This is a genomic window from Roseateles aquae (assembly GCF_032337115.1).
GTDB lineage: Bacteria > Pseudomonadota > Gammaproteobacteria > Burkholderiales > Burkholderiaceae_C > Roseateles_C > Roseateles_C aquae.
Genome location: NZ_JAVXZY010000008.1, coordinates 37,270 through 56,860 on the forward strand (window position 1 = coordinate 37,270; position 19,591 = coordinate 56,860).

Here is a 19,591-nt window from a genome sequence, read left to right on the forward strand (position 1 = left end):
CAGCACAGTCGAGCAGCATGTTCAGTTTCTTCAAGAAAAAGTTTGGTGGTGGCAAGGCGGCCGAGACGCCTGCGCCGGTGGCCGCGGTGGACCTGCCGCAGGCAGGGGCGCCCGTGCCTCCGCCCGCCACGCCGCCGGTCATGCCGGCTGCAGTGACGCTGCCTGCCGAGCCGCCCGTCGCTGCCGCTCAAGGCGTGAGCGAGGCGGCGCCGGTGTCGGCGCCTGAGCCGGTGGCTGCAGCGGTCGCTGCCCCGGCATCTGCAGCGAGCGCCGCCGTCAAGGCGCCGGCAGCACCGCAGCCGGTGGCAGCAACTGCTCCAGTCCCCGCTGCCGCGCCTGTCGCTACACCAGTCCCCGCCCCGGTCGCCGAGGCGCCGCGCAAGAGCTGGCTGGACAAGCTGCGCCAGGGCCTGCGCAAGACCGGTTCCAGCATCGCCCAGGTCTTCACCGGCACCCGCATTGACGATGCACTCTACGAAGAGCTCGAAGCGGCGCTGCTGATGGCCGATGCCGGCGTCAAGGCGACCGAGTACCTGCTGGAGGATCTGAAGCGGCGCGTCAAGGAGGCCAAGGCCACTGATCCGACGGCCGTGCGTGGCATGCTGGTCGTGTCGCTGACCGAGTTGCTGCGCCCGCTGGAGAAGGGCTTGGCCGTTGGTGAGCACACGCCGACGGTGATGATGGTGGTGGGCGTCAACGGCGCCGGCAAGACGACCAGCATTGGCAAGCTGACCCGCCATCTGGCCGATGCCGATCAGAAAGTGCTGCTGGCCGCGGCCGATACCTTCCGTGCCGCAGCGCGCGAGCAGCTGTCGGTCTGGGCCGATCGCACACGGGTGGAGATCGTCAGCCAGGAGGGCGGTGATCCCTCGGCCGTGACCTTTGATGCCGTCACGGCCGGCCGTGCGCGTGGCTGCGATGTGGTGATTGCCGACACCGCCGGCCGCCTGCCGACCCAGCTGCATTTGATGGAAGAGCTGAAGAAGATCAAGCGGGTGATCGGCAAGGCCCAGGCCGATGCGCCGCATCAGGTGCTGCTGGTCGTTGACGGCAATACGGGGCAGAACGCGCTGTCCCAGGTCAAGGCCTTTGACGATGCGCTGGGCCTGACCGGCCTGATCGTCACCAAGCTCGACGGCACGGCCAAGGGCGGCGTGTTGGCCGCCATCGCGCGCGAGCGGGCGATCCCGGTGTACTTCATCGGCGTGGGCGAAAAGCTCGAAGACCTGCAGACCTTCAACGCGCGCGAGTTTGCGCAGGCCTTGCTGGAGTAAAGACCGCGCAAGGCGCTAACGAACGAAGGGCGCGGCTTGATGGTCGCGCCCTTCGGCGTTTCAGCGTTCCAGAATTGCGGTCACGCCCTGGCCGCCGGCCGCGCAGATCGAGATCAAGCCGCGGCCACGGCCGGCTTCGGCCAGCGTCTTGGCCAAGGTGGCGAGCACCCGGCCGCCGGTGGCGGCGAAGGGATGGCCGGCCGCGACCGAGCTGCCGCGGACGTTGAGCTTGCTGCGATCAATCGCGCCCAGCGGCGCGCTGCGGCCCAGGCGCTCGCGGCAGAACTCGGCCGATTCCCAGGCCGCCAGCGTGCACAGCACCACGGCGGCGAAGGCCTCGTGGATTTCGTAGAAGTCAAAGTCCTGCAGCGCGAGGCCGTGGCGATCCAGCATTCTTGACACCGCATAGGCCGGCGCCATCAAGAGGCCTTCGCGCTCGTCGCGGAAGTCCACCGCCGCGGTTTCAGCCGCCGCGAAGTAGGCCAGGATGGGCAGGCCATGGCGCTGGGCGAAGTCTTCCGAGGCCAGCAGCACGGCGGAGGCGCCGTCGGTGAGCGGCGAAGCGTTGGCCGCTGAGATGCTGCCGCCCTTGGCGAAGGCACCGGGCAGCTTGCCGAGCTTCTCCAGCGTGGAGTCGGGGCGCAGATTGTTGTCGCGCTCCAGGCCGTGATAAGGCATCACCAGGTCTTTGAAGAAGCCTTGCTCGTAGGCGCGGGCCAGATTCTGGTGGCTGGCCAGGGCCAGTTCGTCCTGCTCGCGGCGGCCGATGCGGTAGCGGTCGGCGGTCAGCTGCGCGTGCTGGCCCATCGATTGGCCGGTGCTGGGCTCGGCATTCACCGGGAACTCGGGTTTCAGATGGCCGGGCTTGAGCAGCTGCAACGCAGCGGCCAGCCGCGCACCGGTGCTGCGCGCCGCGTTCACGCGCATCAGCGCGCGCTGCAGGCCGCGGTTGACGGCGATGGGGGCGTCCGAGGTGGTGTCGGTGCCGCAGGCGATGCCGGCCTCGATCTGGCCGAGCGCGATCTTGTTGGCCACCAGGATGGCGGCTTCCAGGCCGGTGCCGCAGGCATGCTGCACATCAAAGGCCGGTGTGGCCGGGTCAAGGCCGCTCGCCAGCGTCGCTTCGCGCACCAGATTCCAGTCGCGCGAATGCTTCATCACCGCGCCACCAACAACCTCGCCCAGGCGCTGCCCCTGCAGCCCGGTCTTTTGCACCAGGCCCTGCAGCACATCGCTCAACATGCGCAGATTGCTCAGCTCGAAATAGGCGGTGTTGGAGCGCGCAAACGGCGTGCGGTTGGCCGCCACAATGGCGACCCTGCGTACGGTTCCGGTCAGCATGGGCGTGTCCTTGGTGGCGGCTGATGGGGAGCCGCGAATTTTAATGAGCAGGACGGTTGACCAGTTCAGTATCGCCCTGAAGGAATTCACGATGACCGATGCACACGACACCTTGCTGCGCCTGGCTGCTGGCCGTTTCAGTGGCCCGCTGATCCGGGCGCTGGGCCTGCCCAGCCCGCGCCCACTGCGCCGTGAGGCCGGCGGCTACCGCAGCGACGAGCTGGCCGGCCGCGCCGTGGCCTGGGGCACGCTGCCCGGTGGCCATGCGGGCGATGCGGCAAGGGCGGCGCTGCAGGCCTTGGGAGCGAGCCTGAAACCGGGCCCGGTGTGGTCCACGCAAGAGCGCATCGAACTGGCGGTGCTGGACGCCACCGGCTGCTGCGATGTGGCCGCACTGGCCGGCTTGCGCGGCTTCTTCGGCCCGGTGCTGCGCCAGCTCGCGCCGCATGCGCGGCTGCTGGTCTTGGCGCCAGACCCGGCCGATGCCGGCTCTGCCGAAGCGGCCGCTGTGGCGCGCGCCATCGAAGGCTTTGTGCGCAGCCTGGCCAAGGAGGTGGGCCGGCTGGCCGCCACCGCCAATGCACTGCAGCTGCCGCGATGGGCCGACGGGCAAGCCGCTGATCGGCTGCTCGGGCCGCTGCGTTTCTTTTGCAGCCGGCGCAGCGCCTATGTGTCGGGCCGGGTGCTGGCGCTCAGCGCTGCATTGCCGGGCGGTGTGGCGGAGCCCCTCGCCGCGCCGCGCCTGGCAGGCCGCCTGGCGCTGGTCACCGGGGCGGCGCGTGGCCTGGGCGCCGCCACGGCGGAGCGTCTGGCCGAGGAGGGCGCGCGGGTGCTGTGTGTAGACGTGCCCGCTGCGGCCGAGCCGCTGCAGGCGCTGGCGCGGCGCCTGAATGGCGAGGCGCTGACCCTGGACATCAGCACGGCGCAGGCGCCGGCGGCACTCTGCGATTGGCTGTGCGCCCAAGGCCGCGGCCTGGATGTGCTGGTGCACAACGCCGGCATCACCCGCGACCGTACCCTGCTGAAGATGAGCGAGGCCGAATGGCAGCAGGTGATGGCCGTCAATCTTCAGGCCATTCTCAGCATCGACGCGGCGCTGGATGCGGGTGGGCTCTTGAACGAGGGAGGCCGCGAGATCTGCCTGTCCTCGATCAGCGGCATCGCCGGCAATCTGGGCCAGACCAATTACGCGACCAGCAAGGCGGCTTTGATCGGCTACGTGGCGGCACGCGCGGCGTTGCTGGCACCACGCGGCATCAGTGTCAATGCGGTGGCACCGGGCTTTATCGAGACCGAGATGACACGGCGCATTCCGCTGCTGATCCGCGAGGCCGGGCGGCGTATGAATGCGCTGGCACAGGGCGGCCAGCCACGCGATGTGGCCGAGGCCGTCGCCTTTCTGGCGCTGCCGGAATCGCTTGGCGTGACGGGGCAGACGCTGCGCGTCTGCGGGCAGGCCTTGTTGGGCGCATGAGGGCGGATCCAGGCCGCGCCCGCCGCCGGGCCGCCCCAAGGCGAGGCGCCGAGGAAGCCAGCGCCGGGGCCACCGCCCCGCACTGACTTCACCCCAAAGGAAGGTCTGCATAAGTCGGCGTGGGTCGTGGCAAGCACCAGCCTAGGCCTGCCTAGGCGCGAGACGCAGCTCAGGCTGGTGGCCTGCGCAAGTCTCGCAACACCGGCAGGGCTTGGCTGGTGCTTGCCCTGCGGGTTGAGAGAAAAGGGGCCCCCACGGGTGTTGCGCTGCTCGGCTGTCGGGCCACCAGCCCGACCTTCGCAGCGCGCCTACGTGGCCGCACCTTTTCTCTCAACCACGGCCCACGCCGACTTATGCAGACCTTCCCCAAGGGGGTGGCTCGCGTACCCGCGAGCCGGGGGCACATTACATACCCCCCATCATCCCCTTCATGCCCTTGAGCCCGCCCATCTTCTTCATCATCTTGAACAGCCCACCGCCGCTCATCTTTTTCATCATCGACTGCATCTGGTCGTACTGATTCAGGAGGCGGTTGACCTCCTGGATCTGCACGCCGGCACCGGCGGCGATGCGGCGCTTGCGGCTGGCCTTGCTCTTGCCGTCCATCAGCAGGGCCGGCTGGGCGCGTTCCTTGGCGGTCATGGCGTTGAGGATGCCTTCCATGCGCTTCATATCGCGCTCGGCCCGGTCCATATCGGCCTGGCCGGCCTTGGCGGCCATCTGGGTCGGCAGCTTGTCCATCAGGCTGGATAGGCCGCCCATCTTCTTCATCGAGGAGATCTGGGCCAGGAAGTCGTTCAGATCGAAGCCGTCGCCGGTCTTGAGCTTGTTGGCCAGCTTCTCGGCGGCGGCCATGTCAACGCCCTTGGTCACTTCCTCGACCAGGGCGACGATATCGCCCATGCCCAGCACGCGGCCGGCATGGCGTTCGGCATCGAAGACCTCCAGGCCGTCGATCTTTTCCGAGGTGCCGGCGAACTTGATCGGCGCACCGGTGATCTGGCGCACCGACAGCGCGGCACCACCACGTGAATCGCCATCGAGCTTGGTCAGGATTACGCCGGTCAGCGGCAGGGCTTCCTTGAAGGCCTTGGCCGTGTTGATCGCATCCTGGCCCTGCATCGCGTCAACGACGAACAGGGTTTCGACCGGGTTCAGCGTCGCGTGCAGATCGCGGATCTCGGCCATCAACGCTTCGTCGATGGCCAGGCGGCCGGCGGTGTCGACCAGCAGCACATCGAAGTAATGCTTCTTGGCGTAGTCTATCGCGGCCAGCGCGATGTCGTGCGGCTTCTGATCGGGGCTGGAGGCAAACCATTCGCCGCCGGCCTGGGCGGTGACGGTCTTGAGCTGTTCGATGGCGGCGGGGCGGTAGACGTCGGCCGAGACGGTCAGCACCTTTTTCTTGCGCTTCTCGATCAGGTGCTTGGTCAGCTTGGCGGTGGTCGTCGTCTTACCGGCGCCCTGCAGGCCGGCCATCAGGATCACTGCCGGCGGCTGCGCGGCGAGATTGATGTCGGCAATGCCCTCGCCCATGGTGGCGGCGAGTTCCTTGTGGACGATGGAGACCAGCACCTGGCCGGGGTTCAGCGAACCCACCACCTCGGTGCCCAGCGCCTTTTCCTTGACGCGGGCGATGAAGTCGCGCACGACGGGCAGGGCCACGTCGGCCTCCAGCAGGGCCATGCGCACTTCGCGCAACATGTCCTGCACATTGCTTTCGGTGATGCGGGCCTGGCCACGCATCGTTTTCACGAGCTGGCTCAGGCGGTCGGTCAGGGTGGATGCCATCGAGGGTTCGCGTCACCGTCAAAGTGAGCGCGCAAAAGTACACTGTGGCGATGATTTTATCGTTCGTGTCTCCAGAGGCGGCGCAACAGGTGCTCGGCGCCGGCAGCGTGATCGCCGCTTTGGCCTATCTGATCGCTCTGGCGACAGCCGAATCGAGCCAGCGCCGACTCGGCGGCGTGCTGCCGCTGGCCTTCGGGCTGCACCTGCTGGCGCTGCTGATCGACATCACCGGCCTGGGCCTGGCGCAGGAAGGTGCGCGCTTCGGCTTCGCGCCGGCGCTGTCGATGACGACCTGGCTGATCCTGGCCGTCTATCTGGTCGAGAGCCGGCTGGTGCCGCTGCCGGGCGTGCGCCGGGTGCTGTCGGGCCTGGCCGCGGCGACGGTGCTGCTGGCCTGGGCCTTTCCTGGCGAGAGCCGGCCGGCCGCCGCCTCGCCGTGGGCGCCGCTGCACTGGGTGCTGGGCCTGGCCTCCTATGGCTTGTTTGGCGTGGCCGTGCTGCATGCGGCGATGCTGAACCGCGCCGAGAGCCAGATGCGCTTGCGTGGCAAGGGCGCCACGGCTGTGGCCGGCGCGCCGCTGGCCCTGGGCATGCCCTTGCTGCGCCTGGAGCGGCTGACCTTTCAATTCGTGGGGGCAGGTGTTGCCGTGCTCTCACTGGCGCTGCTCTTGGGCTGGTGGTTCACACCGCATTGGCGCTGGGATCACAAGACCCTGCTGTCGGTGCTGGGCTGGCTGGTGCTGAGTGGTTTGCTGCTCGGGCGGCGGGTGTTTGGTTGGCGCGGCCGGCGGGCGACCCGCTGGCTGTACTTTGGCGCGGCGCTGCTGCTGCTGTCCTATGCCGGCACCCGCTTTGTGCTGGAAGTGGTGCTGCAACGCGCGAGCGGAGGCTGAATGAAATTTCTGCTGATGCTCTTGCTGCTGGCCCTGGCGGTGTTCCTGATTGGTTTCAAGCGCGGCCGAGATGGAACGCCGGGCGCGGGGCAGGCGGGCTCGACCGGGACTAACAAGCCGGCGCAAGACCCGACCCCGCAGGCGATGCTGCGTTGCACCGAGTGCGGGCTGCATCTGCCCGCGGCCGAGGCCTTGCCGGGGCGCGGCGGACAGTTTTGCTCGGCCGCTCACCGGGCGGCCTACGAGGCGCGTGGCGGTGAGCGAAGCTGAGGCCAGTGAGCGTCGCCATGGCGACCGCCGTCGCAGCGACCGCCGCGGCGCCGAGCGCCGTTCGCGCCGCGCTAGCGACGATGCGCAGTCCTGGTTCGGGCCCAACCAATGGGAAGCGGAGTGGACGGCTGAGTTGCCCGAGGCCGTGGCTGCCACCGCGACACTGGACAGCGAGGCGTCGCAGTTCTTCTTCCGCCACGCCCGGCGGTTGACGCAGGGCGACAGTGGCTTTCAGCGGCTTTACCGGGCTTTTCTCGCCGCCCGGCTGACACTGGGCCTCGCCCTGGTGGCGGCGCAGATCGTATCGCTGGTGCTGGGCGGCCATGCGCCGCAATGGACCCTGCTGCTGTGCATGGGCTATGCCGCCGAGGCCACGCTCTTGTGGGTGCTGCCCAATTGGCCGCCGATGCGCAAGCGTGGCGATGGTCAGGGCCGGATGCGGCTCAGCAGCCCACAGTGGTGGGCCTGCATCGGCCTGGACCTGACTTTCTTCGGACTCTTGCATGCGCTGGACAGCAGTGCCGGTGTTAGCTATGGCGCGCTCTTTATCCTGCCGGTGATGATGGCCGGCGTGCTGACGCCCCGGCTTTCGGCGCTGGCGACGGCGGCGCTGGCGGCGCTGATCATGCTGGGCGTGGTGGCGCTGAACCTCTGGTGGGGCGCCGATGCCGGGCTGCGGATGACGCAGGCCGGTCTGGCCGGCACCGGCTTCTTCGTGGTCAGCCTGCTGGCCAGCGAGCTGGCCAACCGGCTGGCTCGCGAGGAGCGTGCAGCGCGCGGCAGCATGGAGCTGGCCCGCCAGCAGGCCGAACTGAATCGCTTGGTGATCGATGAGATGCAGGAAGGCGTGCTCGTGGTGGACCGCCGCGGCCGCGTGCGTGCCGCCAATCCGGCCGCGCGCACCCTGCTGGCCGATCGGCAGCCGGTGCGCTCCGCGCCCTTCCAGCTGCGCAGCGCACAGGCTTGGGGGGCCTTGGTGCAGGCGGTGGACCAAGCTTTCGCCCAGGGCGGCTGGCCCGAGGAGGGCCGTGATGTGCAGCTCAGCTTCGAGGGCGGCACGCAGCGCAGCCTGCGCCTGCGCATGCGCTTCACCCGCCGTCGCGACGCCAGCACCGATGAAGACCTTTGTGTGCTCTTCATCGAAGACAACCGCACCGTGCAGGCGCGCAGCCGGCAGGAGAAGCTGGCTGCGATGGGCCGGGTGTCGGCCGGCATTGCGCATGAGATCCGCAATCCCTTGGCGGCGATCGACCAGGCCAATGCTCTGCTCGGCGAGGATCTGAACGACAGCCGCTCGCAGCAGCTGACGCGCATGGTCGCCTCCAATGTGCAGCGGCTCAAGCGCATCGTCGACGATGTGATGGAAGTGGCGCCGGGCGCCGTACCCGAGCCCGTGGCCCTGGATGCGGCGCAACTGATCAGCGAGACCTGCACCGACTGGCTGAGCACCAACCAGCTCTCGCCCGGCGGCCTGCTCGATTGCCAGCTGCCCGCGCAGCCGCTGATGGTCAGCTTCGAGCCCGAACACCTGCGCCGCGTGCTGGTCAATCTGCTTGACAACGCCTTGCGCCATGCGCCGCGCGGCCTGCGTACGGTGCAGCTGCGGCTGGCGCCGCAGTCCGACAGCTGGGCACTGCTCAGCGTGTTCAGCGAGGGCGAGGTGATTCCCGCCGAGATCGAGAAGCATCTGTTCGAGCCCTTCTTCTCTACGCGCAGCCGCGGTTCGGGATTGGGGCTTTACATCTGCCGTGAACTCTGTGAGCGTTACGGCGGTCGCATCGAATACCGCAGTGCCCGTGAGCGCACCCCGCCCGGCAATGAATTCCGCGTCTTGTTGCCCCGCGTGGGCAGCGTGCGCAGCCCCGACCCAAGGAGCCGGCCCGCATGAGTGCCAACAGCCCGAGCTACAGCCTGCTCGTCATTGATGACGAGCCCGATCTGCGCACGCTTTACGAGCTGACCCTGCTGCGTGAGGGTTATGAGCTGGACAGCGCCGGCAGCGTCGAGGACGCGATTGCCCGGCTGCAGCAGCGCCCCTACAGCGCCGTGATCACCGATATGCGCCTGCCTGACGGCTCGGGCCTGGACGTGCTGAACTGGCTTGAGGCGCAGGGCCGGCGCGAGAAGGCGCTGGTGATCACCGCCTTTGGTTCGGCCGAGAACGCGGTCGAGGCGCTGAAGGCCGGCGCGTATGACTACCTGACCAAACCGGTCGACCTGCGCCAGTTCCGCATGGTCGTCGCCGCGGCGCTGGGCCGCCTGCCGCATGCGATGCCTTCGGTCGTGCCTTCGCAGCTGCCGTCTGAACGGCCAGCGGCATCGGCCGAAGCGGCGCAGGAGGCATCGTCGGAAGGGGTGCGTGCCCCGGCGGCGCCGAGCAAGCCGGTGCGTCCGCCGCCGGCGCCCAACGCCGTGCCGCGGCTGGCCGGCGATTCGGAGGCCATGCGCCAGGTGCGCTCGTTGATCGAGAAGGTCGCGCGCAGCATGGCGCCGGTGCTCTTGCAAGGCGAGTCGGGCACCGGCAAGGAGCTGGTTGCGCGCTCCATCCATGAGGTCAGCGTGCGCGCGCCGCAACCGTTTATCGCCGTCAACTGCGGCGCCATTCCCGAGCAGCTGCTGGAAGCGGAATTCTTCGGTTATCGCAAGGGCGCCTTCACCGGCGCGGCCGAAGACCGCGAGGGCTTCTTCCAGGCCGCACATGGCGGCACGCTGTTTCTCGACGAGATCGGCGATCTGCCGCTGGCCATGCAATCGAAGCTGCTGCGCTCGATTCAGGAGCGCTCGGTGCGGCCGGTGGGCGCGGTGGTTGAGGCGCCGGTCAATGTGCGCATCCTCAGCGCCACGCACAAGGACCTGGCCGCCGAGGTCGCGGCTGGGCGCTTCCGTCAGGACCTGTTTTACCGGCTCAATGTGATTCAGATCCGCGTGCCGCCACTGCGTGAACGGCTGGAAGACCTGCCGGCGATCTCGGCCCGTGTGCTGGAGCGCATCGCCCGCGATGCTGGCATCGAGCCGGCACCGCGGCTCGGTGACTCCGGCCTGGCCCTGCTGCGCCGCTATGCCTTCCCGGGCAATGTGCGCGAGCTCGAAAACCTGCTGCATCGCGCGCTGGCGCTGTCCGGCGGCGACAGCATCGAGGCGGTCGATCTGGGCTTGCCCGAAGCCTTGCTCGATCAGCCCGAAAGCCCGGTCAGCGAGGCCATGCCGCTGGAGGAGCCGGTCGCCAGCGAGATGCCAGTCGCCGCGATACCGGGCGCCAACGAGGTGCCGCTGCCCACCGATCTGGCGGTCCATCTGGATGAGGTCGAGCGGCGCATCCTGGTGCGCGCGCTGGAGGCGCATCGCAACAACCGCACCGCGGCCGGAGCCAGCCTGGGCCTGTCGCTGCGCCAGATGCGCTACCGGATGGCGCGGCTGGGCGTCAATGTGGGCGAGGCTGCCGAGGCCGGCGAGGGCGCCGATGGCTGAGCCAGGCGGTTGCTTGGGTGCTTGGTCGGGCGGCTGGCTGGACGGCGCCCTTCATCGCGCCTCGCCCAATGTGGACGAGCGGCCTGTCGGTGAACAGATCAGCCTGATCGTGCTGCACTCGATCAGCCTGCCGCCCGGCATGTTTGGCGGCGATGAGATCGAGCGGCTGTTCACCAACACGCTGGACTGCGACGCCCATCCCTATTTCGATCAGCTGCGCAGCCTCAGGGTGTCGGCGCATTTCCTGATCCGCCGCGACGGTGCGCTGCTACAGTTTGTCGACTGTGAGCGGCGCGCCCGCCATGCCGGTGTGTCGCGCTTTGGCGAACGCGAGGCCTGCAACGACTTCTCGATCGGCATCGAGCTGGAGGGGCTGGAGGGCGGTCTGTTCGAGGCTGCGCAGTACGCGGCGCTGGCGATGCTGCTGCCGCGCCTGGCGGCGCGCTACCCGGTGGCCGCGGTGGCTGGCCATGAACATATCGCGCCCGGCCGCAAGCGCGATCCGGGGCCAGGTTTTGACTGGCTGCGCCTGCAGGCCCTGCTGGGCTGGCCGCGCGAGCGCTTCCCCTTTCTGCCAGGCTGAGCGACGCAGCATCGTCGGGTGCTTGCCTCAGCGAGATGCTTTGTCGCCGCTGTTGCCGCTGCTTACGCGCCACCGGGACAGTCGTCTCCCTCGCCTTGTCCCTAAAGCTGGGGATGGCTTTCGCAGCTGCGGCTGGCGCACCTGGCGCGCTGATCGGGCGCTTCGACGCGATGTGATCTGGCGGCGCTTTCAGAGGCCTCGATTTGATGCGGCTTTGCGGTCGCTTCATCGTCGCAGGCCGCGCCAAATCTGGCCCTGCACGCGCAGACCCCGATGGCATCGGGGCAAGCGCGCGAACCAGCCGTGTCAGCCCGCTTTTAGGGACGCTTCACTAGCGCTTTGCGCCACCGTGGTCAACGGGGTTTGAACGCTATCTGTAGTGCTTGAAGGTGGGTGTACCCCCAGATATAGTGTCTCTTCATGCTATCCTGCTGACCTGGCAAACACATCAATATGCCTCGCGCTTGCGCCACCCATGATGAGCTTTCGCTGCGTTCAGCGGGAGCAATCCACGGCGGCAATCGGCTTGAGCGGGCTGGCCAAAAAGCCTTGATGAAGTACCTGCTGCAGGATTTGCAGAGCGCTGTTTGTGAGGGCATGAGCCACACACGGCGCGGCGCGTCAGCGCACGGGGAAGGGCCCTATCCAACGTAGAACCGAGAACTTGGGAACGCTGCCACGGCGGGCCCGGGTTTTTTGTTCTCTGCATTAACGCAAAAAAGACAAGGAAGATTCATGCAAACCGTTGTCGCCAGCACCGCCCACGAGGCCGGCACTGCACGCGAGGCCACGACTGCCACTGCCCCCAAGCAGTCGGCGTATCTGGCCTATCAAATCATTCGCCGCAATGGTGCGGTGGTGTCGTTTGAGCCGAGCAAGATTGCCATCGCCTTGATGAAGGCCTTTCTGGCCGTGCATGGCACCAGCGGTGCGGCCTCGGCCAGCGTGCGCGAAACGGTGGACGGCCTGACCGAGGCGGTGGTGCGTGCACTGCTGCGTTCGCGTCCGAGCGGCGGCACCTTCCATATTGAAGACGTGCAGGACCAGGTTGAACTGGGCCTGATGCGTGGCGGCCATCATGAAGTGGCGCGCGCCTATGTGCTGTACCGCGAGCGTCGCACTCAAGAGCGCGCACGCCAGGGCGAGACGGTGGCTCATCCCGCCGAGCCGGCGCTGACGGTGATTGACGGTGGCCAACGCGTGCCGCTGGATCTGGGCAAGCTGCAGGCCTTGATCGTGTCCGCCTGCGCGAACCTCGGCGCGGACGTGAAGCCCGAGCCCATCCTGGCCGAGACCAAGCGCAATCTGTATGACGGCGTGCCCATCGACGAGGTCTACAAGGCCGCCATCCTGGCCGCCCGCACCCTGATCGAAAAGGATCCCGGCTATACCCGCGCCACGGCGCGCCTGTTGATGCACACCATCCGCCGCGAGATCCTCGGCGAAGAGGTGACTCAGGAGCAGATGCACAGCCGCTATGCCGAGTACTTCCCCGGCTTCATCAAGAAGGGCGTGCAGGCCGAGCTGCTGGACGAGCGTCTGCAACAGTACGACCTGGCCAAGCTCGGCGCGGCCCTGAAGGCCGAGCGCGACTTCCAGTTCGACTACCTGGGCCTGCAGACCCTGTTCGATCGCTACTTCCTGCATACCGAAGGCAAGCGGATCGAGATGCCGCAGGCCTTCTTCATGCGCGTGGCCATGGGCCTGGCGCTGAACGAGATCGACCGCGAAGCCCGTGCCATCGAGTTCTATGAGGTGCTGTCGTCGTTTGACTTCATGTCCAGCACGCCGACGCTGTTCAACTCCGGCACCCGTCGCTCGCAGCTGTCCAGCTGCTATCTGACGACGGTGGCCGACGATCTGGACGGCATCTACGAGGCGCTGAAGGAAAACGCGCTACTGTCCAAGTTCGCTGGCGGCCTGGGCAATGACTGGACCCCGGTGCGCGCCCTGGGTTCGCACATCAAGGGCACCAACGGCAAGTCGCAAGGCGTCGTGCCCTTCCTGAAGGTCGTCAACGACACCGCCGTGGCCGTGAACCAGGGGGGCAAGCGCAAGGGCGCCGTCTGTGCCTATCTGGAGTCCTGGCATCTGGACATCGAAGAGTTCCTGGAGCTGCGCAAGAACACCGGCGACGACCGCCGCCGTACCCACGACATGAACACCGCGAACTGGATCCCCGATCTGTTCATGCGCCGTGTCATGGACGGTGGTGACTGGACGCTGTTCAGCCCTTCGACCTGCCCCGATCTGCACGATCTGTTCGGCACCGCCTTCGAGAAGGCCTATGTCGAGTACGAGGCCAAGGCTGACCGTGGCGAGATCAAGCTGTTCAAGCGCATGCCGGCCAAGGACCTGTGGCGCAAGATGCTGTCGATGCTGTTCGAGACCGGCCATCCCTGGATCACCTTCAAGGACGCCTGCAATGTCCGCTCGCCGCAGCAGCATGTCGGCGTGGTGCACTCGTCCAACCTCTGCACCGAGATCACGCTGAACACCAACGACAGCGAGATCGCCGTCTGCAACCTCGGTTCGGTCAATCTGGTTCAGCACCTGCGCATGACTGACGACGGCAAGAAGGTCATCGACCACGACAAGCTGAAGAAGACGATTGCCACGGCCATGCGCATGCTGGACAACGTCATCGACATCAACTACTACGCCGTCAAGAAGGCGCGCGACTCGAACCTGCGCCACCGCCCGGTCGGCCTGGGCCTGATGGGCTTCCAGGATGCGCTGTATGCACTGCGCACGCCTTACGCCTCGCAGGAAGCGGTCGAGTTCGCCGACCGTTCGATGGAAGCGATCTGCTACTACGCCTACTGGGCCTCCACCCAGCTGGCCGAGGAACGTGGTCGCTATTCCTCCTACCGCGGTTCGCTGTGGGATCGCGGCATCCTGCCGATCGACTCGCTGGACCTGCTGGCCAAGGAGCGCGGTGGCTATGTCGAGGTCGACCGCACGACGACGCTGGACTGGGACGCGCTGCGCGCCCGCATCGCCCAGCATGGCATGCGCAACAGCAACTGCGTGGCGATCGCGCCGACGGCGACGATCTCCAACATCATCGGCGTCGACGCCTCGATCGAGCCTTGCTTTGGCAATCTGTCGGTCAAGTCCAATCTGTCCGGCGAGTTCACCGTCATCAACGAATCGCTGGTCCGCGACCTCAAGCAGCTGGGCCTGTGGGACGACGTGATGGTGATGGACCTGAAGCACTTCGACGGTTCGCTGCGCCGTATCGACCGCGTGCCGGAAGAGCTGAAGGCGCTGTATGCGACCGCCTTCGAGGTCGAGACGCAGTGGCTGGTCGAGGCCGCCGCACGCCGCCAGAAGTGGATCGATCAGGCACAGAGCCTGAACATCTATATGGCCGGCGCCTCGGGCAAGAAGCTCGACGAGACCTACAAGCTGGCCTGGCTGCGCGGCTTGAAGACGACCTACTACCTGCGCACCATGGGCGCCACCCACGCCGAGAAGAGCACGGTGACCAAGTCGGGTCAGCTCAATGCGGTGTCCTCGGGGGCTGGTCTGCAAGCGGCGCCCGCTGCTGCCGCACCGGTGCAGGCCGCACCGGCCGTCGAGGCCGATGCAACGCCGGCCACCGACATCAAGTTCTGCTCGATCGACAACCCCGACTGCGAGGCTTGCCAGTAAGAGCGGATGTGGACGGCGCACCCCGCCGTGCCGTCCACCCCATGCGCCTTTCACGGCTCAGGCCGGGTCTGGCGCAGCACTCGGACCCCGAGTGTTCATCGATGCGCTGCAGCGCCTTGACCGGCAGGCCCGGCAGAACATCGATGAACACTTGCATCAAACGCTTACCTCGAACGCTGGCGTCGAAAGCTCAGCCACTGCGCCGCAGATCGGCGCTTGAAGCGGCAGGCCAGCAGCGCGGCCGGCAAGCGCTGAAAAAGTCTGAAAAACAGTACGCCAATTCAAGACGTTAGCGATGCGATCGAGCAACAGCGAAGTCGCTTTGATGTCAAGAAGTCCTTGGTGTTCGAACACAACACTCTGATAATTCGCCACGATAGGAAGTCCACCATGTTGGTTTGGGAAGAAGACCTGAAGCCTACTCAAAGCGCCACGCAGAACGCTGCATCCGGCGCCCCCTCAATCGCAGCGACGGCCGTCACGCCGGACGCTCGTGCTGCAGTCGCCGCAGCGACTTCCCTGCCTTCGCAACATGCTGCCTCGCCCGCCGGCTCGGCCCAGGCCAGCAGCACGCGCCGCGTCAACGCGGCCGACAAGCGCATCATCAACGGCCAGACCGACGTCAACCAGCTCGTGCCCTTCAAGTACAAGTGGGCCTGGGAAAAATACCTTGCTACCTGCGCAAATCACTGGATGCCGCAGGAAGTGAATATGTCCCGCGACATCGCGCTGTGGAAGGACCCGGCCGGTCTGAGCGAAGACGAGCGCCGCATCATCAAGCGCAATCTCGGCTTCTTCGTCACCGCCGATTCGCTGGCTGCCAACAACATCGTGTTAGGCACCTACCGCCACATCACCGCCCCCGAGGCTCGCCAGTTCCTGCTGCGCCAGGCCTTCGAGGAAGCGATCCACACCCATGCCTATCAGTACATCGTCGAATCGCTGGGGCTGGATGAGAGCGAGATCTTCAACGCCTATCACGAGGTGCAGTCGATCCGCGACAAGGACGAGTTCCTGATCCCGTTCATCGACGCGATCATGGATCCGCTGTTCGTGACCGGCACGCTGGAGAACGACCAGACCCTGCTGAAGAGCCTGATCGTCTTTGCCTGCCTGATGGAAGGGCTGTTCTTCTACGTCGGCTTCACGCAGATCCTGGCCATGGGGCGCCAGAACAAGATGACCGGTGCGGCCGAGCAGTACCAGTACATCCTGCGCGACGAGTCCATGCACTGCAATTTCGGTATCGACCTGATCAACCAGATCAAGCTCGAGAACCCGCAGCTCTGGACGGCCGAGTTCAAGGCCGAGATCAAGGCGCTATTCCTGAAGGCCGTCGAGCTCGAATACCGCTATGCCGAGGACACCATGCCACGTGGCGTGCTGGGCCTCAATGCCTCCATGTTCAAGGGCTATCTGCGCTATATCGCGAACCGTCGCGCCACGCAGATCGGCCTCGAGGAGCTCTTCCCGAACGAGGAAAACCCGTTCCCCTGGATGAGCGAAATGATTGACCTGAAGAAGGAACGCAACTTCTTCGAAACCCGCGTCATCGAGTACCAGTCCGGTGGCGCGCTGAGTTGGGATTGACAGGGCGCACGTGGGTGCGGCGCCGAACAGTCCTTGTTTGAAAGTCTCACGATGAGATCAAGCTTTGCAATGCCTGCAGTTGCCGACATAGAAGCGGTGGCCAGGCCTTGCGCCCCCATTCATCGTACTGAGGCGCTCCTCCTGGGCGACTCTCGGGCGATGGATAACTGCGTTGAGGCGGACCGGTCCGCCACAGGCAGTGCTCTTTCCACTTGATCAAGGAGAAACAACATGGCAACTGCAAAGAAGGCTGCGCCGGCTAAGAAGGCCGCTGCTCCCGCGAAGAAGGCCGCTCCGGCCAAGAAGGCCGCTGCTCCGGCGAAGAAGGCCGCTCCGGCCAAGAAGGCTGCTGCTCCGGCAAAGAAGGCCGCTCCGGCCAAGAAGGCCGCTGCTCCGGCGAAGAAGGCCGCTGCCCCTAAGAAGGCTGCTGCTCCGGCGAAGAAGGCTGCTGCGCCTAAGAAGGCTGCTGCTCCGGCGAAGAAGGCTGCCGCCCCTAAGAAGGCTGCTGCTCCGGCGAAGAAGGCCGCTGCACCTAAGAAGGCTGCTGCTCCGGCGAAGAAGGCTGCTGCACCGAAGAAGGCTGCCGCTCCTGCCAAGAAGGCTGCTGCACCGAAGAAGGCTGCCGCTCCTGCCAAGAAGGCTGCCGCACCGAAGAAGGCTGCTGCTCCTGCCAAGAAGGCTGCTGCACCGAAGAAGGCTGCTGCTCCTGCCAAGGCCGCTGCAACCAAGAAGCCCCCGGTTAAGGCTGCCGCCGCTCCGAAGAAGGCCGCCGCCAAGAAGGCCGCTGCAGCGCCTGCTGCCAAGCCTGCCCCTGCAGCCCCTGCTGCCAAGACGGCCCTGAGCCCGCAAGCTGCCTGGCCCTTCCCGACTGGCAACAAGCCCTAAGTCGCGCAAGGCCCTTCAGCCTCGTCCCCGGGGCTGAACATGAGAAACCCGGCCTCGGCCGGGTTTTCTTTTTCTCTCGCTGAGTCTGTCAGCGCGATGGCGATCAGGGGTGGAAGATCTCTATCGTGTAGCCACTGACCTTCTGTGATCCAGTGCTGAAGACGATCTGCAGCGGCTGCTCAGCGCCGCCGGCAATGCTGTTGCGCTCGAGCTTGAAGTCCTGGGGCGACAGCGCCTTCTTGGTGATCAAGCCGCCGCCGCTGTCGGTCAGGCTCAGCTCCACCGCGGGCAGCGCCAGCTCCCAGGGGCTCTTGTTGCGCAGTGTCAGGCTGAGCTTGTAGTGATTGCCGGAACTGGCCTGCGTCAGTGCACTGCTGTCCACGCTGATGGCATCGATGCGCCGCCACGGCTGCAATTCGCAGCCGGCCAAGCCGCACATCGATTGCAGCAGGGGGCGGGCCTGCGGATACTGCGCGGCGATGGCATCGCGGAAGTGCAGCGCTGCCTGTGCGGCCAGTGCGCCACTCAGCATCACGCCGAGCAGCGATAGCGCAATGCGCACACCGGGGCGTTGCCAGCGTGCCTGGCCTTCGGCTCGCTTCACAAAACCAGGCTTGGGCTCCGGCTTGCGTGATTTGTTCTTGCCGGCGCGTTTCTTCTGAGCGTCAGGCTCGGCTTCCGGCGCGGCAGCCTGCTGTGCTGCAGCGGCGAGGCCAGGGGCCAACACCACATCCGGGCTGTCGGGCGGCGGCAGCAGCGGTTCGTCAGGCTCAGTGCGCAGGCCACGGGGCTCGGGCAGATCGGCGCGCGGATCGGGTTCGCTGGCCGGTGGATCAAAGAAGGGTTCGCGCCTCTCCTCCTCGCTGCTGAAGCTGGCGTGAGGGTCAGGTCTTGCACTCGCCGCGCCGGGCTCGGACACCGCCCAGCTGGGTAGCGGTGCGTCCGCCTCTTCGTGCGAAACCGGCGCTGGTGAATGGGCCGGGGCCGGGCGCGGCGCGGCAGGTGGTCGCGCGGGCGGGCTCGCCGGCGCGGGCGGTACGACGATGTCTGGCGGCGGCGCATACGCATCGACGTCTTGGCCGACGTTTTCATCGACACCGCTGCGGCGCGGCGGCCAGGGTGGCGGCGCTTCGCGGTCCATATCGAACAGCTGCTCGCGGGCGTCGAAGACCTCGGCACAGCGGCCGCACCGTACCCAGCCATCGGATACGCGCAGCTGATCCTGCACGACGCGGAAGATGGTGCCGCAGGCGGTACAGCGGGTGGCAAGACTCATGGCCGCGATGATGCCATGCTTGTTGCGACTTCCACCCCGGTGAAGACGCTCACTCTGGTGGCCGGCGGCGGCGTGACGCGTGGTGGCATCAGACGCGCTGTGCCGTCATCAGGATCCAGCCCTCTTCGCAGTCGCTGACGTCCAGCTTCACCCAGGGCGCATAGGCGGCTTTCAGCTCGTCGGCCTGGCGCTCAAGAATGCCGGCCAGCACCAGATGCGCGCCGGGGGCCAGGTGTGAACACAGCAGCGGCGCCAGCAGCTTCAGCGGCATGGCCAGGATATTGGCCAGCACCAGTGGGTACTCGCCCTGGGCCGCATCGGGCATGGCGGTGCGCAGCTCCACGCGGTTGGCGACGGCATTGTCGCGGCTGGACGTGATGGCAGCCGGATCGATGTCGACAGCGTCGATATTGCGTGCACCATGCAGCGCGGCACCGATGGCCAGGATGCCGGAGCCACAGCCGTAGTCGAGCACGCGATCCCAGCCGGCGGCCTCGGCAGCATGGTGGGCAATCCAGCGCAGGCACATGCGGGTGGTTGGATGGGTGCCGGTGCCAAAGGCCAGGCCGGGATCCAGGCGCATCACCTGCTTGGCCTGTGGCGGCGCCTCGTGCCAGGAGGGCACGATCCAGAACTCAGGCGTGATCTCCACCGGGGCGAACTGCGATTGCGTCAGACGCACCCAATCCTGTTCAACGACGGCCTGGATGGCCTGCACATGGACCTCAGCGGCCCAGTCCTGAGCCAGCAGCAGGGCGGCGGCCTCGGTGGCTGCCTGCTCGCCATCGAACAAGGCCTTGACGACGGAGCGGTCCCAGCCCGCCTTGGGGGCCGGCATGCCGGGCTCGCCAAACAGCGCGTGCTCGGCCGGCGTGTCGGCATCGGCGTCTTCCACCGAGACGGCCAGCGATTCGATCTCCATCAGCGCATCGCTGACGGTCTCTACATCCGCCTCGCGGCAGATCAGCACGAGCTCATGCAGTTGTGGGGACGTCATCGCTTTTACTCCAAACTCTTGTCTATTCAGCGGCAAAGCCCGCGAGGCCGGTGCTTCCGGTCTTGCGGGCTTTGGCCATCATGCCTGCACGA

At 66.8% G+C, this 19,591-nt stretch carries 15 protein-coding genes; 10 read left to right on the forward strand and 5 right to left on the reverse strand.

Annotated features, from left to right (window positions below; all coding sequences use genetic code 11):
- Positions 1 to 17 precede the first annotated feature (17 nt).
- Entirely contained in the window at positions 18 to 1,274 is a 1,257-nt protein-coding gene (gene ftsY / locus RQP53_RS17835) for a signal recognition particle-docking protein FtsY (protein ID WP_315652033.1), read from the forward strand.
- Positions 1,275 to 1,334: 60 nt separating this feature from the next.
- Here ftsY and RQP53_RS17840 read toward each other — a convergent pair whose 3' ends face one another.
- On the reverse strand, positions 1,335 to 2,615 hold the full coding sequence (locus RQP53_RS17840) for an acetyl-CoA C-acetyltransferase (RefSeq protein WP_315652034.1): 1,281 nt from the start codon (positions 2,613 to 2,615) through the stop codon (positions 1,335 to 1,337).
- Between the two features lie 91 nt (positions 2,616 to 2,706).
- On the opposite strand from RQP53_RS17840, the gene RQP53_RS17845 reads away from it, so the two are divergent.
- On the forward strand, positions 2,707 to 4,089 hold the full coding sequence (locus tag RQP53_RS17845; protein WP_315652035.1) for a 3-oxoacyl-ACP reductase: 1,383 nt from the start codon (positions 2,707 to 2,709) through the stop codon (positions 4,087 to 4,089).
- A gap of 405 nt (positions 4,090 to 4,494) precedes the next feature.
- Here RQP53_RS17845 and ffh read toward each other — a convergent pair whose 3' ends face one another.
- A complete protein-coding gene (gene ffh, locus RQP53_RS17850; protein WP_315652036.1) occupies positions 4,495 to 5,880 on the reverse strand; it encodes a signal recognition particle protein in 1,386 nt (461 codons plus the stop codon).
- Between the two features lie 50 nt (positions 5,881 to 5,930).
- Here ffh and RQP53_RS17855 point away from each other — a divergent pair, with 50 nt between their 5' ends.
- The 6 genes from RQP53_RS17855 to RQP53_RS17880 all read left to right on the forward strand — a co-directional run bounded on the left by RQP53_RS17855 (position 5,931) and on the right by RQP53_RS17880 (position 14,751).
- Positions 5,931 to 6,773, forward strand: coding sequence for a cytochrome C assembly family protein (locus RQP53_RS17855; RefSeq protein WP_315652037.1), 843 nt, complete (start codon positions 5,931 to 5,933; stop codon positions 6,771 to 6,773).
- Positions 6,774 to 7,043: a PP0621 family protein gene (locus tag RQP53_RS17860; RefSeq protein ID WP_315652038.1), complete on the forward strand. Its 270-nt coding sequence runs from the start codon at positions 6,774 to 6,776 to the stop codon at positions 7,041 to 7,043. It begins immediately after the preceding gene.
- Positions 7,030 to 8,931, forward strand: coding sequence for a sensor histidine kinase (locus RQP53_RS17865; RefSeq protein WP_315652039.1), 1,902 nt, complete (start codon positions 7,030 to 7,032; stop codon positions 8,929 to 8,931). Before RQP53_RS17860 ends, RQP53_RS17865 begins: the two co-directional genes overlap by 14 nt.
- Complete coding sequence (locus tag RQP53_RS17870; RefSeq protein WP_315652040.1) at positions 8,928 to 10,511, forward strand: sigma-54-dependent transcriptional regulator; 1,584 nt, start codon at positions 8,928 to 8,930, stop codon at positions 10,509 to 10,511. Before RQP53_RS17865 ends, RQP53_RS17870 begins: the two co-directional genes overlap by 4 nt.
- On the forward strand, positions 10,504 to 11,094 hold the full coding sequence (gene ampD / locus RQP53_RS17875) for a 1,6-anhydro-N-acetylmuramyl-L-alanine amidase AmpD (RefSeq protein ID WP_434064116.1): 591 nt from the start codon (positions 10,504 to 10,506) through the stop codon (positions 11,092 to 11,094). The genes RQP53_RS17870 and ampD overlap by 8 nt, the downstream gene beginning before the upstream one ends.
- Before the next feature lie 735 nt (positions 11,095 to 11,829).
- Positions 11,830 to 14,751 (forward strand): ribonucleoside-diphosphate reductase subunit alpha, encoded by a 2,922-nt coding sequence (locus RQP53_RS17880; protein ID WP_315652042.1) that lies wholly within the window; start codon positions 11,830 to 11,832, stop codon positions 14,749 to 14,751.
- A 156-nt stretch (positions 14,752 to 14,907) separates the two neighbouring features.
- Here RQP53_RS17880 and RQP53_RS17885 read toward each other — a convergent pair whose 3' ends face one another.
- Positions 14,908 to 15,126 (reverse strand): hypothetical protein, encoded by a 219-nt coding sequence (locus tag RQP53_RS17885; RefSeq protein ID WP_315652043.1) that lies wholly within the window; start codon positions 15,124 to 15,126, stop codon positions 14,908 to 14,910.
- Between the two features lie 15 nt (positions 15,127 to 15,141).
- Here RQP53_RS17885 and RQP53_RS17890 point away from each other — a divergent pair, with 15 nt between their 5' ends.
- Both RQP53_RS17890 and RQP53_RS17895 read left to right on the forward strand, forming a co-directional pair.
- Positions 15,142 to 16,341 carry a ribonucleotide-diphosphate reductase subunit beta gene (locus tag RQP53_RS17890; protein ID WP_315652044.1) on the forward strand — a complete coding sequence of 400 codons (1,200 nt, stop codon included), beginning with the start codon at positions 15,142 to 15,144 and terminating at the stop codon, positions 16,339 to 16,341.
- A 231-nt stretch (positions 16,342 to 16,572) separates the two neighbouring features.
- Positions 16,573 to 17,226: a histone H1 gene (locus RQP53_RS17895; protein ID WP_315652045.1), complete on the forward strand. Its 654-nt coding sequence runs from the start codon at positions 16,573 to 16,575 to the stop codon at positions 17,224 to 17,226.
- Between the two features lie 103 nt (positions 17,227 to 17,329).
- Here the strand turns inward: RQP53_RS17895 and RQP53_RS17900 are convergent, their stop codons facing one another.
- Both RQP53_RS17900 and prmA read right to left on the reverse strand, forming a co-directional pair.
- Positions 17,330 to 18,502: a zinc-ribbon and DUF3426 domain-containing protein gene (locus RQP53_RS17900; RefSeq protein WP_315652046.1), complete on the reverse strand. Its 1,173-nt coding sequence runs from the start codon at positions 18,500 to 18,502 to the stop codon at positions 17,330 to 17,332.
- 88 nt (positions 18,503 to 18,590) lie between these two features.
- Complete coding sequence (prmA, locus tag RQP53_RS17905; RefSeq protein WP_315652047.1) at positions 18,591 to 19,499, reverse strand: 50S ribosomal protein L11 methyltransferase; 909 nt, start codon at positions 19,497 to 19,499, stop codon at positions 18,591 to 18,593.
- Positions 19,500 to 19,591: the final 92 nt, after the last annotated feature.

Excerpts from the sequence above, each read along its gene's own strand:
- ftsY (WP_315652033.1), top strand. The coding sequence starts at position 18 with ATGTTCAGTTTCTTCAAGAAAAAGTTTGGTGGTGGCAAGGCGGCCGAG.
- RQP53_RS17840 (WP_315652034.1), bottom strand. The coding sequence starts at position 2,615 with ATGCTGACCGGAACCGTACGCAGGGTCGCCATTGTGGCGGCCAACCGC.
- RQP53_RS17845 (WP_315652035.1), top strand. The coding sequence starts at position 2,707 with ATGACCGATGCACACGACACCTTGCTGCGCCTGGCTGCTGGCCGTTTC.
- ffh (WP_315652036.1), bottom strand. The coding sequence starts at position 5,880 with ATGGCATCCACCCTGACCGACCGCCTGAGCCAGCTCGTGAAAACGATG.
- RQP53_RS17855 (WP_315652037.1), top strand. The coding sequence starts at position 5,931 with ATGATTTTATCGTTCGTGTCTCCAGAGGCGGCGCAACAGGTGCTCGGC.
- RQP53_RS17860 (WP_315652038.1), top strand. The coding sequence starts at position 6,774 with ATGAAATTTCTGCTGATGCTCTTGCTGCTGGCCCTGGCGGTGTTCCTG.
- RQP53_RS17870 (WP_315652040.1), top strand. The coding sequence starts at position 8,928 with ATGAGTGCCAACAGCCCGAGCTACAGCCTGCTCGTCATTGATGACGAG.
- ampD (WP_434064116.1), top strand. The coding sequence starts at position 10,504 with ATGGCTGAGCCAGGCGGTTGCTTGGGTGCTTGGTCGGGCGGCTGGCTG.
- RQP53_RS17880 (WP_315652042.1), top strand. The coding sequence starts at position 11,830 with ATGCAAACCGTTGTCGCCAGCACCGCCCACGAGGCCGGCACTGCACGC.
- RQP53_RS17890 (WP_315652044.1), top strand. The coding sequence starts at position 15,142 with ATGTTGGTTTGGGAAGAAGACCTGAAGCCTACTCAAAGCGCCACGCAG.
- RQP53_RS17895 (WP_315652045.1), top strand. The coding sequence starts at position 16,573 with ATGGCAACTGCAAAGAAGGCTGCGCCGGCTAAGAAGGCCGCTGCTCCC.
- RQP53_RS17900 (WP_315652046.1), bottom strand. The coding sequence starts at position 18,502 with ATGAGTCTTGCCACCCGCTGTACCGCCTGCGGCACCATCTTCCGCGTC.
- prmA (WP_315652047.1), bottom strand. The coding sequence starts at position 19,499 with ATGACGTCCCCACAACTGCATGAGCTCGTGCTGATCTGCCGCGAGGCG.